Origin of the sequence: Microbacterium sp. I2, assembly GCF_051364985.1 — a bacterium.
GTDB lineage: Bacteria > Actinomycetota > Actinomycetes > Actinomycetales > Microbacteriaceae > Microbacterium.
This window is the reverse complement of the sequence record NZ_JBLWIH010000007.1, coordinates 228,052-242,788: the sequence shown is the minus strand read 5'-3', so window position 1 is coordinate 242,788 and position 14,737 is coordinate 228,052. Positions and strand designations below refer to the sequence as shown.

16 protein-coding genes are annotated in these 14,737 nt (G+C 68.4%); 11 read left to right on the top strand and 5 right to left on the bottom strand.

Annotation, left to right across the window (positions count from 1 at the left end; genetic code table 11):
* Positions 1 to 29 precede the first annotated feature (29 nt).
* The 9 genes from ACLKM7_RS06225 (at position 30) to ACLKM7_RS06185 (ending at position 8,879) form a co-directional block, all read left to right on the top strand.
* A complete protein-coding gene (locus tag ACLKM7_RS06225) occupies positions 30 to 1,628 on the top strand; it encodes an ABC transporter substrate-binding protein (RefSeq protein WP_436446289.1) in 1,599 nt (532 codons plus the stop codon).
* A 3-nt stretch (positions 1,629 to 1,631) separates the two neighbouring features.
* Positions 1,632 to 2,591 (top strand): ABC transporter permease, encoded by a 960-nt coding sequence (locus ACLKM7_RS06220; protein WP_436446288.1) that lies wholly within the window; start codon positions 1,632 to 1,634, stop codon positions 2,589 to 2,591.
* Positions 2,588 to 3,499, top strand: coding sequence for an oligopeptide ABC transporter permease (opp4C, locus tag ACLKM7_RS06215; RefSeq protein WP_436446287.1), 912 nt, complete (start codon positions 2,588 to 2,590; stop codon positions 3,497 to 3,499). The genes ACLKM7_RS06220 and opp4C overlap by 4 nt, the downstream gene beginning before the upstream one ends.
* A gap of 5 nt (positions 3,500 to 3,504) precedes the next feature.
* Positions 3,505 to 4,515, top strand: coding sequence for an ABC transporter ATP-binding protein (locus ACLKM7_RS06210; protein WP_436446468.1), 1,011 nt, complete (start codon positions 3,505 to 3,507; stop codon positions 4,513 to 4,515).
* Positions 4,512 to 5,549, top strand: coding sequence for an ABC transporter ATP-binding protein (locus ACLKM7_RS06205; protein WP_436446286.1), 1,038 nt, complete (start codon positions 4,512 to 4,514; stop codon positions 5,547 to 5,549). The genes ACLKM7_RS06210 and ACLKM7_RS06205 overlap by 4 nt, the downstream gene beginning before the upstream one ends.
* Positions 5,546 to 6,673 (top strand): alanine racemase, encoded by a 1,128-nt coding sequence (locus ACLKM7_RS06200; RefSeq protein WP_436446285.1) that lies wholly within the window; start codon positions 5,546 to 5,548, stop codon positions 6,671 to 6,673. Before ACLKM7_RS06205 ends, ACLKM7_RS06200 begins: the two co-directional genes overlap by 4 nt.
* A 15-nt stretch (positions 6,674 to 6,688) precedes the next feature.
* A complete protein-coding gene (locus ACLKM7_RS06195) occupies positions 6,689 to 7,069 on the top strand; it encodes a RidA family protein (protein ID WP_436446284.1) in 381 nt (126 codons plus the stop codon).
* Between the two features lie 5 nt (positions 7,070 to 7,074).
* On the top strand, positions 7,075 to 7,944 hold the full coding sequence (locus ACLKM7_RS06190) for a fumarylacetoacetate hydrolase family protein (protein ID WP_436446283.1): 870 nt from the start codon (positions 7,075 to 7,077) through the stop codon (positions 7,942 to 7,944).
* A 143-nt stretch (positions 7,945 to 8,087) separates the two neighbouring features.
* The gene (locus ACLKM7_RS06185) at positions 8,088 to 8,879 is read left to right on the top strand and encodes a class I SAM-dependent methyltransferase (RefSeq protein ID WP_436446282.1); all 792 of its coding nucleotides are present in this window, start codon (positions 8,088 to 8,090) and stop codon (positions 8,877 to 8,879) included.
* Positions 8,880 to 8,909: 30 nt separating this feature from the next.
* Here the strand turns inward: ACLKM7_RS06185 and ACLKM7_RS06180 are convergent, their stop codons facing one another.
* Entirely contained in the window at positions 8,910 to 9,560 is a 651-nt protein-coding gene (locus ACLKM7_RS06180; protein ID WP_436446281.1) for a GntR family transcriptional regulator, read from the bottom strand.
* A gap of 160 nt (positions 9,561 to 9,720) precedes the next feature.
* On the opposite strand from ACLKM7_RS06180, the gene ACLKM7_RS06175 reads away from it, so the two are divergent.
* Complete coding sequence (locus ACLKM7_RS06175) at positions 9,721 to 10,467, top strand: alpha/beta fold hydrolase (protein ID WP_436446280.1); 747 nt, start codon at positions 9,721 to 9,723, stop codon at positions 10,465 to 10,467.
* Between the two features lie 27 nt (positions 10,468 to 10,494).
* Here the strand turns inward: ACLKM7_RS06175 and ACLKM7_RS06170 are convergent, their stop codons facing one another.
* The 4 genes from ACLKM7_RS06170 to ACLKM7_RS06155 all read right to left on the bottom strand — a co-directional run bounded on the left by ACLKM7_RS06170 (position 10,495) and on the right by ACLKM7_RS06155 (position 13,411).
* Complete coding sequence (locus tag ACLKM7_RS06170) at positions 10,495 to 10,947, bottom strand: MarR family winged helix-turn-helix transcriptional regulator (RefSeq protein ID WP_436446279.1); 453 nt, start codon at positions 10,945 to 10,947, stop codon at positions 10,495 to 10,497.
* A complete protein-coding gene (gene sigJ / locus ACLKM7_RS06165) occupies positions 10,919 to 11,959 on the bottom strand; it encodes an RNA polymerase sigma factor SigJ (RefSeq protein WP_436446278.1) in 1,041 nt (346 codons plus the stop codon). The genes ACLKM7_RS06170 and sigJ overlap by 29 nt, the downstream gene beginning before the upstream one ends.
* A 165-nt stretch (positions 11,960 to 12,124) precedes the next feature.
* Positions 12,125 to 12,502: a hypothetical protein gene (locus ACLKM7_RS06160; protein ID WP_436446277.1), complete on the bottom strand. Its 378-nt coding sequence runs from the start codon at positions 12,500 to 12,502 to the stop codon at positions 12,125 to 12,127.
* A 48-nt stretch (positions 12,503 to 12,550) separates the two neighbouring features.
* Positions 12,551 to 13,411, bottom strand: a complete 861-nt coding sequence (locus tag ACLKM7_RS06155) for a PhzF family phenazine biosynthesis protein (protein WP_436446276.1) — start codon at positions 13,409 to 13,411, stop codon at positions 12,551 to 12,553.
* 80 nt (positions 13,412 to 13,491) lie between these two features.
* Here ACLKM7_RS06155 and ACLKM7_RS06150 point away from each other — a divergent pair, with 80 nt between their 5' ends.
* Positions 13,492 to 14,730, top strand: coding sequence for an amidohydrolase (locus ACLKM7_RS06150; protein ID WP_436446275.1), 1,239 nt, complete (start codon positions 13,492 to 13,494; stop codon positions 14,728 to 14,730).
* The last annotated feature ends 7 nt before the right edge of the window (positions 14,731 to 14,737 follow it).

Here is a 14,737-nt window from a genome sequence, read left to right as displayed (position 1 = left end):
TCACATCGACAACCCGTAAGGAGCAAGCCATGCAATCGCGGTTCATCACCGGCGCGCTCGCGCTCGCCGCCACCACAGCACTCGTCGTGGGCTGCAGCGCGTCCACCTCGCCGCCCGCAGAATCCGACGAGCCCACCTCGGCCAACGTCTACCTCTACCAGAAGCCCGTCACCTTCAACCCCCTCGTGGCGGGCCTGGGCGCCGAGGCGCTCACGATGTCGCTCGTCTACGACACGCTGTACACGACGAATCCCGACTTCGACTACGAGCCACGCCTCGCGGAATCGTGGGACGTGTCCGACGACGCGACCGAATACACGTTCCACTTGCGAGACGGGCTGGAGTGGAGCGACGGCGAGCCCCTCACCGCAGACGACATCGTCTATTCGTTCAACCTGTACGCGAATCCGGCCGCCGCGAGCATCTACGCGTCGAGGCTCGCGGGAGTCGAGGGGTTCGATGAGGTCAAAGCAGGCGCCGCCGACAGCCTGACGGGCGTCGAAGCGGTCGATGACCAGACGGTGAAGATCACTCTGAGTACGCCCAATGCAGGGTTCATGTCACTGCTGGTGGGCAGCTTCTTCATCCTCCCCGAGCACATCCTCGGGGACGTCGATCCGGCAGTCCTCGCCGACGACGAGTACTTCACGCTCCCCGACGTGGGTGCGGGCCCGTACACGATGAAGGAATTCAACATCGACCAGGACGTCGTCCTCGAGAAGAACGACAACTACCGCACCGACGTGGGCATCGACACGCTGTACCTCAAGATGCTCACGAGTGACGTCGCGACGGCCCAGCTCGCCACCGGCGAGATCGATCTCGTGCAGCTCTCGGCTCTCGACCTGGGGGCGGTCGAAGGTCTGCCCGGCGTCACCGTCTCGTCGAAGCCGTCCGCGGGTTTCCTGCGGCTGCTGGTGAACTTCGAGAAGTTCCCCGACGAGCGTGTGCGCCAGGCGTTCCTCACCGCGATCGACCGGGAAGGCATCATCGACGGCGTCTTGAGCGGCTACGGTCAGCCGATCAACAGCACGATCATGACCCCGTGGGCGCTTCCGGACGATCTCGACACCTACGACTACGACCCGGACCGCGCGAAGGAGCTGCTCGAGGAAGCCGGGTTCGACTTCTCGCGGGAGATCAAGCTCACGTGGATCCCTGGCACGCGTGACCGCGACCAGAGCGTCGAGGTGATCCTCGAGAACCTCAAGGCCATCGGTGTCAACGCGGTCGCCAACCAGATCGAGTCGGCCGCCCAGCTGCCCATGATCGAGAATGCGGAGTACGACCTCATGGTCTCGGGCGGAGGCACGTACACGACCGATCCGGCGGCATCGGTCGCTCCGCTCTCGTGCGCTACCGTGTACCCGGCCGGCGGCAACACATCGCTGTTCTGCAACCCGGAGCTCGACGCGCTGATGGCCGAGGGCGCCGTGATCGCCGATCCGGAAGAGCGTGCCGAGGTGTACCAGGAGGCCGCACGCGTGGACAACGAGAACGTCCCGTACCTGTGGCTCCACGTGCCCGACACGATCTGGGCGACGAGCGAGCGTCTGAAAGGCTTCGTGCCCCACGGCGACTTCACGAACGGCTTCTGGAACGCAGCCGACTGGACGATCTCCGAGTAGAAGATGCTGAGATCCCTCACCACACGGCTCTCCTCGAGCGTGCTCGTCTTCCTGCTGGTCGCGATCGGGCTCTTCACGCTCGTGCGAATGGCACCCGGCGATCCCATCGACATGATGGTCCCGCCGGAGGTCGACGGTGCCGATCGAGAGGCCTACACAGCCTCGCTCCGCGAGAAGTACGGCCTCGATCAGCCGATCGTGGTGCAGTTCTTCCGGTGGTTCGGCGGGCTGATGGTGGGGGATCTCGGCTACTCGTACTCCAACGGACAGCAGGTCGGACAACTCCTGGCCGACCGGCTAGGCCCCACCATCCTGCTCATGGGAAGCGCGCTGCTGCTGGGGCTTCTCGTCGCGATCCCCGGTGGCGTCCTCGCCGCCGTGAAGCGCAACTCCATCGCCGACTACACCATCAGCACCGTGAGCGTCGTGGCCATCGCGGTGCCCAGCTTCTTCCTGGGGATGCTGTCGATCTACATCTTCGCCGTGAAACTGCGGGTTCTGCCGTCGGCGGGCATGCACTCGTCCGGCAAGACCGACATCGGGGACCTGCTGGTCCATATGGTTCTGCCCGTGAGTCTGCTCGGCCTGGCGATCGCGGCATCCCTCATCCGCTACGTGCGCAGCGGCATGATGGAGGAGCTCGGCAAGGACTACGTCCGAGCGGTCGTCGCCAAGGGCGCGAGCCCAGTGCGCGTGCTGTCACATGCGCTCCGCAACAGCCTCATCCCGCTCGTCACGGTGGTCGCGCTGTCGATCCCAGGTGTGCTCGCCGGCGCGGTGGTGCTCGAGCAGATCTTCGCCTGGCCGGGGATGGGGCAGCTCGCCATCGCGTCACTCACGAATCGCGACTACCCGGTGCTGATCGGCTTCGGCCTGTACATCGCGATCGTCGTGCTTGCCTGCAACCTCATCGCGGACCTCCTGTACGCGGTGGTCGACCCGAGGGTGAGGACCGCCAGATGAGCCTGACCGAGACCGCCACGCAGGCCGTCATCGCCGAAGAAGCCAGGCGCCTGCCCCGTGAGCTCTCGCCCGACCAGCTCGCACGGCGCCGGTTCCTGCGCAACCCGACCGCTGTCATCGGCGTCATCGTGCTCGCCGTCATCGTGCTGGCGAGCGTGCTCGCGCCTCTGATCAGCCCGTACTCACCGACCGCGATCGACCTCGAGAACATCCGCCAGCCGCCCTCCCCCGGACACCTCCTCGGGACCGACTCCACGGGTCGCGACGTCTTCAGCCGACTCCTGGCCGGGGGGCAGGTCTCACTGTCGGTCGGCTTCCTCGCGGCGATCATCGCGGTGACGCTCGGCACCCTCGCCGGCGTCCTCGCGGGCTGGTTCGGCGGCCTGACCGACACCATCATCAGCCGCACCGTCGACATCATGCTGTCGGTCCCGGCCGTGCTCGTGATCATCGTGCTCGCGGGCGTCGTCGGTCCGAGCGTGCCGCTGCTCATCGGCATCATCGCGCTGCTGTCGTGGCCCTCGTCAGCCCGGATCGCGCGAGGGGTCGTGCTGAGCCTGCGCGAGGAGGAGTTCGTGCAGGCGGCGCGCGTGCTGGGCTCGAGCAACGGCTACATCATCCGCCGTCATCTCGTCCCCGGCGTGCTGCCGCCCGTCGTCGTCTCCGCGACGATCCTCGTGGCCGAGGCGGTGCTCCTGGAATCGTCGCTGTCGTTCCTCGGGGCCGGCGTGCAACCGCCCCAGTCCAGCTGGGGGAACATGCTCAATGAAGCGCAGTCACTGACCGTGCTGTCGTCCATGCCGTGGCTCTGGGTTCCGGCAGGTCTGCTGATCGCCGCCACCGTGCTCTCGGCGATGGCGATCGGCGACGGCATCCGGGATGCCATCGACCCGAGGAAGAACAAGTGAACCGGATGCCTCTTCCCCACTCCGGAGCCGACGCCGCGCTGTCGCTGCGGGGCGTGAACCTCGACCTGCAGACCCCTTCCGGACCGGTGCGGATCCTCCGTGACATCTCCTTCGACGTCGCACCCGGGGAAGTGGTCGGAATCGTGGGCGAATCCGGCTCCGGCAAGTCCATGACCGCGCTCACCGTGCTGAGACTGCTACCGCCGGGAGCCCAGCTCTCGGGGGTCATCGAGTTCAACGGCCGAGATCTCGCGAGCCTCACCTCGCGAGAATTGCGCGAGGTGCGCGGGAAGCACATCGGCATGGTCTTCCAGGACCCGATGACGACGCTCGATCCGGTCGTGAGAGTCGGCGCCCAGATCGACGAGGCGTACCGCATCCATCACCGGCGCGCCTCGCACGCCGACGTGCGCCGTCGCACGGTCGAGATGCTCGAGCTCGTCGGTGTGCCCGACGCGGCGCAGCGCGCCCAGCAGTATCCGCACCAATGGTCGGGTGGCATGCGCCAGCGCGCCGCGATCGCGATGGCGCTCGTCAACGATCCGGCGGTGATCATCGCCGACGAGCCGACCACGGCCCTTGATGCGACGATCCAGGCCCAGGTGCTCGACGCCCTCATGCGCGCTCGCGACGAGCTCGGGGTGGCGGTCGTGCTCATCACCCACGACCTCGGGGTGATCGCGCAGACCGCGTCTCGGGTCGTCGTGATGTACGCCGGACGCGTGGTCGAGGTCGCCACCACACGCGAGCTCTTCGCCGACAGCCGGCATCCGTACTCGAACGCACTCATGCGCAGCCAGCCGGGCGCGCACGAACGCGGCGAGCGGCTCGTCGCCATCCCGGGCCGCCCACCGAGCATGACGGATCTGCCGCCGGGATGTGCTTTCGCGCCGCGCTGCGCCTCGCCGTACAAGAACGACCGCTGCTTCGCCGAGCGCCCCGAGCTGGAGCTCAGCGTGGACGGCCGGCTGAGCGCCTGCCATTACCGGGACGTACGACAGGAGGTGATCGCATGACGATCGTGGACGAGGCGAGGCCGGGTGCCGACGCGTCCGAGGTGCTGCGCGTCGACGACCTCAAGGTGCATTTCACCAGCGCCGCGATCAACGGGCGCAAGCGCACCGTGTACGCGGTCGACGGCGTGAGCTTCACCGTCCGCGAGAACGAGGCCCTCGGCATCATCGGCGAATCCGGCTGCGGCAAGAGCACGACGGGCAGGGCGCTCGTGCAACTCGTCGATCCGACGTCCGGTCGCATCGCCTTCCGCGGCCGGGACATCACCCGCCCTGCGCGCGCCGAACGGCACGAGCTGCGCAAGAAGATGCAGTTCGTCTTCCAGGACCCGCAGTCGTCCCTCAATCCCCGCATGACCGTCCAGGAGATCCTCGCCGAGCCGCTGCGCGCCTTCGGCAGGTGGAAGGGCAGGAGCGGTCCCGCGAAGGCCGCCGAACTGCTCGATCGGGTCGGGCTTCCAGCGACGGCGCGCAACCGCTATCCCCACGAATTCTCCGGAGGGCAGCGTCAGCGCATCGGCATCGCCCGGGCTCTCGCGCTGGACCCCGAGCTGCTCATCCTGGACGAGCCGGTCTCGGCACTCGACGTCTCGGTGCAGGCACAGGTTCTCAATCTCCTGATGGACCTCCGCAGATCCAGCTCCATGTCGTCGGTGATGATCTCGCACGACCTCGATGTCATTCGCCATGTCACCGATCGCGTCGTCGTGATGTATCTCGGTGTGATCGTCGAGACCGGCCCGGCGGACGAGGTGCTCGACCAGCCGCTGCATCCTTACACCGCCGCCCTAGCCTCGGCGACGCCGCCGTCGTCTCCCGACGACGTGCGCGAGCGGATCGTGCTGCAGGGTGAGCTGCCTTCGGCGTCGAATCCTCCGTCGGGCTGCCGCTTCCGCACTCGCTGCTGGCGGGCGGACGAGGTCTGCGTCGCCGTCCAGCCCGTGCTGACTCCGGTCGCCGGCGGCTCACGGAGCGTCGCATGCCACCACCCGCTGCAGCTCGGCCTTCCGAGCATGCGAAAGGACACCGCCGCGTGAAACCCCCTGCCATCGGAACCGCAGAGCTGCGCGATCTGATCGGAGAGCCGATCGACCGGCTGCCCACTCCGTCGGTGATCGTCGACGTGCCCGCGCTGCGGTGGAACATCGGTGAGATGGCCGCGCACGCCGAGGCCCTCGGGGTCGCGCTGCGGCCGCACTGGAAGACCAGCAAGTGCGCCGAGATCGCAGCCCTCCAGGTCGAGGCCGGCGCGGTGGGCCTCACCGCCGCCACCGCGAACGAGGTCGCAGCCCTCGCCGCGGCGGGCTTCGCCGATGTGTTCTGGGCCTATCCACCGGTGGGTGGGCCACGGGTCGCGACGGCGATCTCGGCCGCGAGGCGCGTGCGCCTCATCGTCGGCGCCGATTCCGCGGCATCCGTCTCGGAGCTCGGCGAAGCCGCGGTCGCCGCCGGGACGATCATCGACGTCCGGCTCGAGGTCGACACCGGGCTCGGCCGCACGGGAGTCGATCCCGACAACGCGGTGCGGGCGGCTCGCGAGATCGCCGGGACGCCCGGGCTTCGCCTCGAGGGCGTCTTCACGCACGAAGGACAGGTCCAGGGCGTCGGTGCCGACGCCGCTCGCAGGACCGTCACCGGGCTCGCGGCCGGTCGGCTGCTCGCCGATGTGGCGGGCGGGATCAGGAACGACGGTATGCCGCTCGCGAGCGTCTCGGTGGGGTCGACCGCCGGCGCGCGCTCCGCCCCGACGGTCGAGGGGATCACCGAAGCACGGCCGGGCACCTACGTGTACGGCGACGAGAACCAGGTCGCGATCGGCACGGTCGACCCGGAGCACACGGCCATCACCGTGCTCAGTCGCGTCATCAGCGTCGAACGGGGAGATCCGGTGCTCGTCGACGCGGGCATCAAGGCGATGAGCGCGGACGGCAGCCTCCACGGCGACGGGCGCATCGGCACGGTGGTGTCGGACCACGGCGGCGTACTCGCAATGGGTCACGAAGAGCACGGATTCCTGCGCGGCGCCTCCGGCCTGCGTGTCGGCGACACCGTCCGCATCCGCCCCAATCACGCCTGCGGGCTTTCCAACATGCACTCGCACATCGTCGCCGTCGCGGACGGCGTCGTCGTGGACATCTGGTCCGTCCTGGGCCGCCACTGAAACAGAAGGATGATCATGCCGTACGCCGTCTCCAGCCCTCACGCACCCGCGCCTGCCGGCACCTATTCCTCCGGCATCGTGAGCGGAGGTTTCCTCTTCATCGCGGGGCAGGGCCCGTTCGATGCCGACGGCGGACTCGTCGGCAAGACCTTCGCCGACCAGCTGCGGCAGACGTTCCGGAACCTCCAGGCCATCGCCGAGGCCGGGGGAACATCCCTCGACCGTGCGGTGCGCATCGGCGTCTATCTGAATGACATGGATGACTGGGCCGAGCTGAACGATCTGTCCAAGGAGTTCCTCGCCCAGCCGTACCCCGTCCGCACCACGATCCGGGCCGACCTGAACGGATTCCGGATCGAGGTCGACGCGGTCGTCGCCATGCCCGAAGCGGAGTGATCGGCGTGGAGCTACTCCGGGTCGGCCCGGCCGGCCGGGAGCGCCCTGTCGTCCGTGCCGGAGGGCGCACGTACGCGCTCGAGGGCATCGCCGGCGACATCGACGGCGGATTCCTGGCGACAGACGGCATCCGGAGGGTCCGTGAAGCGCTCGCCGCGGAGTCCCTCCCTGCCGTGCAGATCGACGGCGAGCGCCTGGGCGCTCCCATCGCGCGCCCCGGCGCGGTGCTGTGCATCGGACAGAACTACGCGGCGCACGCGACGGAGTCGGGATCGGAGCCCCCCGCGGAGCCGATCCTCTTCTTCAAGCACCCGAACACCGTCATCGGTCCCTTCGATGATGTCCGCATCCCTCCCGGTGCCGACGCGGTCGACTGGGAAGTGGAGCTCGGCGTCGTGATCGGCGCGACCGCACGCTACCTGCCGAACCGGGAGGCCGCGCTCGGGTGCATCGCGGGCTATGTCGTGAGCAACGACGTGTCGGAGCGCGATTACCAGCTGATGCGGTCGGGCGGGCAGTGGTCGAAGGGGAAGAGCTCCGAGACGTTCAATCCGCTCGGGCCGGCGCTGGTGCCCGCAGATGAGATCGACCCGCAGCGATTGCGGATCTGGTCGCGGGTGAACGGCGAGCAGCGGCAGGACTCGAGCACCTCGGACATGATCTTCGACGTCGCAGAGCTCGTGCGTCACTTGTCGCATTTCCTCGTGCTCGAACCCGGAGATCTCGTCAACACAGGCACTCCCGAGGGAGTCGCGCTGTCCGGTCGCTTTCCGTATCTCGCCGCCGGCGACCTCGTCGAGATCGGCATCGAGGGGCTGGGCGTGCAGCGGCAGCGGATCGTGCGGGTGGACGAGACCGGGTTGGTCCGGCCGTAGGCAGAGATCGCGGAGGTCGTCTGCGCACGAGCTGCGCGACCGCGTTGCGGCTTCGTCCATTCGTGGACCAGTTGCGGCGGCCTTCGTCATGTGCGGCGGAAGGCTGCAGATAGCCCGCCGGGCGGTCGTGCCAGTATCGAGCCATGAGCGGTGCGGAGCACAGGCGGAGTCGCGACGGAAGCGCCGGGGACGCCGACTACGACGTGATCGGCAGGACGTACAGCGATTTCCGCCGCCCGGATCCGCGAATCGCCCAGGCAGTGTCGGACGCACTGGGAGACGCCCGATCCGTGCTGAACGTCGGGGCCGGCGCGGGAAACTACGAGCCCACGGACCGCGACGTGACGGCTGTCGAGCCGTCCGCGAGCATGCGCAGCCAACGACCTGCCGGGCTCGTCCCGGCACTGGATGCGGTGGCGGAGTCCCTGCCGTTCCCCGATGACCACTTCGATGCGTCGATGACCACGTTCTCGGTGCACCAGTGGACGAACCTCGAAGCAGGGCTGGGAGAGATGCGTCGCGTGACGCGCGGCCCGGTGGTCATCCTGACCTGCGACCCCGATCTGCTCGACAGGTTCTGGCTCGCCGAGTACGCACCCGAGGTGATCGAGACCGAGCGACGGCGCTACCCGTTGATCCCGCGCCTGCGCACCGCGCTCGGCGGAACGGTGTCGGCCGACCTCGTGCCGATTCCACTGGACTGCTCCGACGGCTTCAACGAGGCGTATTACGGCCGCCCCGAACAGCTGCTGATTCCCGAGGCCCGGGCTGCCTGCTCCGCGTGGAGTTTTGTTCCGCAGACCAAGGTCGACGCCTACACCGACGATCTCGCGCGAGCGATCGACAGCGGCGAATGGGACGCGCGCCACGGCGACCTGCGTCGGCAGCCGACCTTCGAGGGATCCCTCGTGATGGTGCGCGGCCTGCCCGACTGACCAGACGATCGAGTCCCGGTGACAGGCCTCTCAGACCGCCGCTTCGGCGGGCAGGCTGCGCCAGATCTCGAACGCGACGGCGGCGGCGCCCTGGGCATCTCCCGCCGCCATGAGGTCGATGAGCCGTTCGTGCTGTTCGGTGGACACCTGGCCATCCAGGTCGAAGCGCAGCCTCTCCGCCCGACGCACGAGCGGACCGAACTGCTCCAGCACCGCTTCGAGGGCGTGGTTCCCGAGCGCCGTGACCGGGATTCGATGCAGCTGTTCGTCAGCGTCCAGGGCGGCTCCGACATCACCGGAAGAGACCGCAGCGGCGAACCGGCGGTTGGCCTCCCGCATCCGTTCCACGTCGCGATCGCTCAATCGGCCGGTGACTTCACGCACGGCCAGCTCGTGCATCGCGGCGACGACGTCTCTCGCGTCGCGCACCATCGGCGCATCGATGGCGCTGACGGTGGTGGATCGACCGGGAAGCGCGACCACCAGTCCGCTTGCCGCGAGCCGCAGCAGAGCCTCGCGTACCGGGGTGCGACTCACGCCCAGCCATTCGGCCACCTCGCCATCCTTGAGCTGCTCCCCCGGCGTGAACGTGCCATCGACGATGGCGTCGCGGAGTCGCCGGTACACATCGTCGCGGAGCAGCGTGCGGTCGACGGCCGGAGTATTGCGCGGAATGGGCATGAAACATATTGCACACAAAATCCGTCGAGCCGGGAATCTAGACGAGCTCGCTTCTGTTGAGACACTGCATGCAATATATTGCACATCGGATTGGTCGATCGGCCACCGATGCAGAGTCGCTCGGGAACCCCCCGGCGCTGCGAGAGAGAGGAACAATGACATGAGCACCATCGACGCCCCCACGGCAGTTCCCGTTCCGGAATCGACCGACCACCACGTGAAGAACGTCGTGCTGGTCCACGGCGCATTCGCCGATGGTTCGGGTTGGCGCGGGGTCTACGACAATCTGACGGCGCGCGGGTACCGCGTGACGATCGTGCAGAACCCGCTCACTTCACTGGAGGATGACGTCGCCGCGACGACTCGCGTGCTCGACAGGCAGGACGGGCCGACGATCCTGGTCGGGCATTCCTGGGGCGGAACGGTGATCACCGAAGCGGGCGTCCACCCGAAGGTCGCGGGTCTGGTCTACGTCTCGGCTCTCGCGCCGGATACGGGGGAGACGACGGGTCAGCAGTACGAGGGCTTCGCCGCGACACCGGAATTCGTCATCGACGTGGGCGAGGACGGTTACGGCTTCCTCAACCACGATTCGTTCAAGGCCGGATTCGCACACGATGCCTCGGACGAGGATGCCGCGTTCCTCCGCGACTCACAGATCCCGATCAACATGTCGGTGTTCGGCGCGGCCGTCACGCACGCCGCATGGCGCGACAAGCCCACGTGGGCGGTCATCGCGACCGAGGACAAGTCGTTCGACCAGGCGATGCTTCAGCACATGGCGACGCGCAGCGGAGCCGACATCACCAACGTGTCGGCGAGTCACGCGCTCTTCATGACCCAGTCCGGCGTCGTCTCTGACGTCATCGCGACCGCTGCGATGAGCGCCGTGCCCGCGGAGCACTGACCGGCTGCCGTCCCCGCCCGCGTGGGCTCAGATGTCGGAGCCCGCGCGGGCGGTGATCGTTCGAAGGACGTCGAGGGCGGCATCCGCTCTGTCATCGGTGAAGCCGAACCGGTCGGCGATGGCGCTGTAGATGCGCGGCGCGTGTGTGCCGAGCTCTCGCCCTCGCGGAGTGAGTGAGACGACCACCGACCGCTCGTCGTCGGGATTGCGGGTCCGAGTGACGAATCCGAGCTTCTCGAGCCTCTTCACGATCGGCGTGATGGTCCCGTAGTCGGAGCGCAGGCCGGCGACGATCTGCCCGACCGGAAGGTCGCCGTCACGCCACAGGAGTGCGAGCACGAGGTACTGCGGGTACGAGACTCCGAGCGGCTCGAGCAGCGGCCGGTAGGCCGCCGTGACGGCACGGTAGGCCGCGTGCAGGTTGAAGCAGACCATGTCGTCCAAAGCGACGTCAGGCGGGTTCGAATCTGCGCGAGCCATGCACGCGACTGTACCCCAAATCGCTCGTGGACGAGGTGATCGTGCGCGAGGGAAGCTCCGCCTTCGGGGACCGCTCGCTCGCGACCACCCAATCCGATCGTGCCGGATGCCAGTGCCCGGCGTTCGCGACGGCCCCGAGTTTGGCCGGGTTCATCATCCACAGGATCTGCGAGATCGCGTCGTTCTGCACCGTCACCGTGAACACTGCGACCAGCTCGGATCCGTGCACGAGGTACGCTCCCGCGCGCCCGTTGGCCTCCATCGGAACGATCTCGATGTCGGCCCAGAACCATCGGGCGAGGCCCGCGAAGAAGCGCACGACCTTGTCGCGGCCGTAGATGGGGCGTCGCGCCGTATGCCGGACGACTCCGCCGCCGTCGGTGTAGCTGATCGCGTCGGTGGCGAGGAGCATCTCGAGCTGCGCGGTGTCGCCTCCCCGGGCCGCGCGCAGGAACGCGTCGAGGAAGGTGCGATGAGTGTCGCGGCCATCGACGCGGGCCGGCCCTCCCGCCAATCGCTTGCGGGCGCGGCAAACGAGTTGCCGCGCGGCGGCCTCGGTCGATTCCAGGATGGCGGCGATGCGTGAATAGGGGTAGTCGAACGCCTCGCGCAGCACGTACGCCGCCCGTTCGGAGGGTGTAAGTCTCTCCATCAGCATCAGTGTCGCGAAGTGCAGCGCCTCGTCACGTTCCGCGCCGAGCGCCGGGTCGTCGGTCGTGTCAGTGGGAGCGGGGAGCCAGGGGCCGATGTACGTCTCGCGTGTCGTGTGCGCGCTGGTGAGGACGTTGATCGCGAGCCGCGTGGCGATCGTGGCGAGGAACGCGGTGGCGTCACGCACCAGGGATCGGTCGTACAGCTGCCACCGGATCCACGTCTCCTGCACGACGTCCTCGGCGTCGGTAACCGTGCCAGTGATCCGGTAGGCGATGCCGAAGAGCTTTCGGCGTACTTCATCGAAGGCGGCCAGAGCGTCCGACTGGTCGCTGGAGGCAGGCTGGTGGTCCGGGTTCATCTGAGTCCCCCTCGTGTGCGAGGCCTACCGGCGCAGCTGCCGGCGGCGTACGAGCCGGATACGACAGCGCCAGAGTAGTGAGTACACGAGGGAATAGCAAGCAATGTAAAATTCGAGCCTGCGTCAGCGAGCCGACGCGAGGGCGGGCTGGGACGCGGGGCGCTCTCAGGCGATCATCGCGGCGACGAGGCAGAGGGCGCCGGCAGCGACGAAGATCGCCCACGACAGGTGGCGGCCGCGCGTGAAGACGAGGGGCAGCACGGCGCACGCCAGGCACGTGATCCCGACGGCGGCGACGACGGCCCGCTGATCGGCGTCGAACGCTAAGAGCATGAGCACTGCGGCGACGCCGAACGCCAGGAGCGTGGTGATGTGCCACGCGAAGCGGATCGTGCCGGCGGTGAACTCCTGCCCGCCGAAGAGCTTCGGAAGATCGTCCCGTCGCAGCAGCCGGCGGATGATGTACCGCTCACCCAGGAACGAATGGAACAGCCCGAGGGCGACCAGGAGCGCAGCGGCGATGAACAGCACGGGAGCGGCCATGACGCGAGTCTTCCATCCCGTACGCCCCGCGGCGCGCGGCGATCCGGGTCAGAGCCGGATGCTGCCCGAGATGACCACGTCGGTGCGGCCACCGATCCAGAGGCCGCCGTCGTCGGCGCTGACGTGCACTCGCCCGCGCCGTCCCATCGCTGTGCCCTGCGCCGCGACATAGGGAGCCGAGAGACTGCCGCGTGCGGTCAGCCATTCGGCGGCGGCGGCGTTGAGGCTGCCGGTGACCGGATCCTCCCGGAGTGGCTCGGCGCCCTCTGTGAAGAACGCGCGCACTTCGAGCGCGGCATCCGCTCCGTGTTCGTGCAGGCCCAGGATGCCGATGTCCCAGCGACCCGGATGCCTCGACGCGTCGGGGCGCACGCCGAGGACGGTCTTCGCATCGGTGAGCAGAAGGCCGACCCAGCCCGGGCCGTTGTCGAGCCACTCGGCGTCGAGGATCTGCGTCACGTCGATGCCGAGGATGTCGGCCAGGGTTGCCACCAGACCGGGCTCGACGGGACCGGAGCGGATGCGCGGTGGCGCGGAGAAGGCGAGGAGCTCGCCGTCGACCCGGACGGGAACCAACCCGGCTCCGCACTCCTGGACGAGCAGATCGGGATCCGCCGGTGTGCCGCCGGCGTCGAGCCATGCCCTCGCGGTGCCGAGCGTCGGATGCCCCGCGAAGGGCAGCTCGGTGCTGAGGCTGAAGATCCGCACCCTGTAGTCGGCGTCGGACCTGGTCGGCGGCAGCACGAACGTGCACTCGGACAGGTTGCTCCATACCGAGAAGCGCCGCATCGTCTCGTCGTCGAGACCGTCCGCGCCGAGGACGACGGCGACCGGATTCCCGCTCATCGACCCCTGGCCGAAGACGTCCACCTGACGGAAACCGCGCATCACCGGCGTCTGATTGATCATCCACTGATCGTGCCCGGCAGGGCGCGTGCTGTCGAGCGCCGCGCGCGAGCCCGCGTCGCGGCGCGTCGTAGGTTGGAGGCATGGCTCGCATCCTCGCCGTGACCGGCGGTCACCTCGTTCCCGTCAGCTCCGACCCGATCCCCGATGGCACCGTGATCGTCACCGACGGCGTCATCACCGCCGTCGGCGGACCTGACACGCCCGTACCCGACGGGGCCGAGGTCATCGACGCGTCGGGGCGCTGGGTCGTTCCCGGGTTCGTGGAGTCCCACGGGCACCTCGGCGTCCACGAGGACGGCGAGGGCTGGTCGGGCGAGGACACCAACGAGATGACCGACCCGAATGGCGCGCGCTTCCGCGCGCTCGACGGGATCGACATCGAGGAGGTCGGGTTTCGCGACGCGCTGCGCGGCGGAGTGACCACCGCGGTCGTCAAGCCCGGTTCAGGCAATCCGATCGGCGGGCGCACCGTCGCCATCAAGACATGGGGCGGGCGGACAGTAGACGAGCAGATCCTCGCCGCCGACGTGTCGGTCAAGTCGGCGCTCGGCGAGAATCCGAAGCGCGTGTACGGCGACAAGAAGCAGACTCCGTCGACACGCCTGGGCGTGGCATCCGTCCTCCGCGAAGCGTTCGTCGCCGCACGGACCTATGCCGACAAGCGGGCCGCGGCAGCCGAGAAGGACGAGCCGTTCGAGCGTGACCTCGGCAAGGAGACGCTCGCCGCGGTGCTCGCGGGCGAGCTGGTGTGGGATCAGCACTGCCACCGCCACGACGACATCGCGACGGCGATCCGCATCGCCGAGGAGTTCGGCTACACGCTGGTCGTGAACCACGGCACCGAGGCGCACAAGATCGCCGACGTGCTGGCCGAGAAGCAGATCCCGGTGATCTTCGGGCCGATGCTGACCTCGCGCTCGAAGGTCGAGCTGCGCGACCGCGCGATCGGCAACCTCGCACTGATCGCCGAGGCGGGCGTGAAGGTCGCGATCACGACCGACCACCCGGTCGTGCCGATCGACCACATCCGGCTGCAGGCGATCCTCGCCGTGCGCGAGGGGCTCCCGGCGACGACGGCGCTGCAGGCGCTGACGACGAACCCGGCCGAGATCCTGCGGCTCGACGAGCGCGTCGGTGCCCTGGAGGTGGGCCGCGACGGCGACATCGTGGTGTGGTCGGACGACCCGCTCGCGGTCGATTCGCATGTCGAGCGCGTCTTCATCGAAGGCCGTGCGGTGTACGAGCCGGGAACAGATGCCGCGTCCCCGCGCGTCGTCGAGCGCTGGGAGCGCTTCGGCCGGTCCTCCTGGGCTCGCTGAGACCACC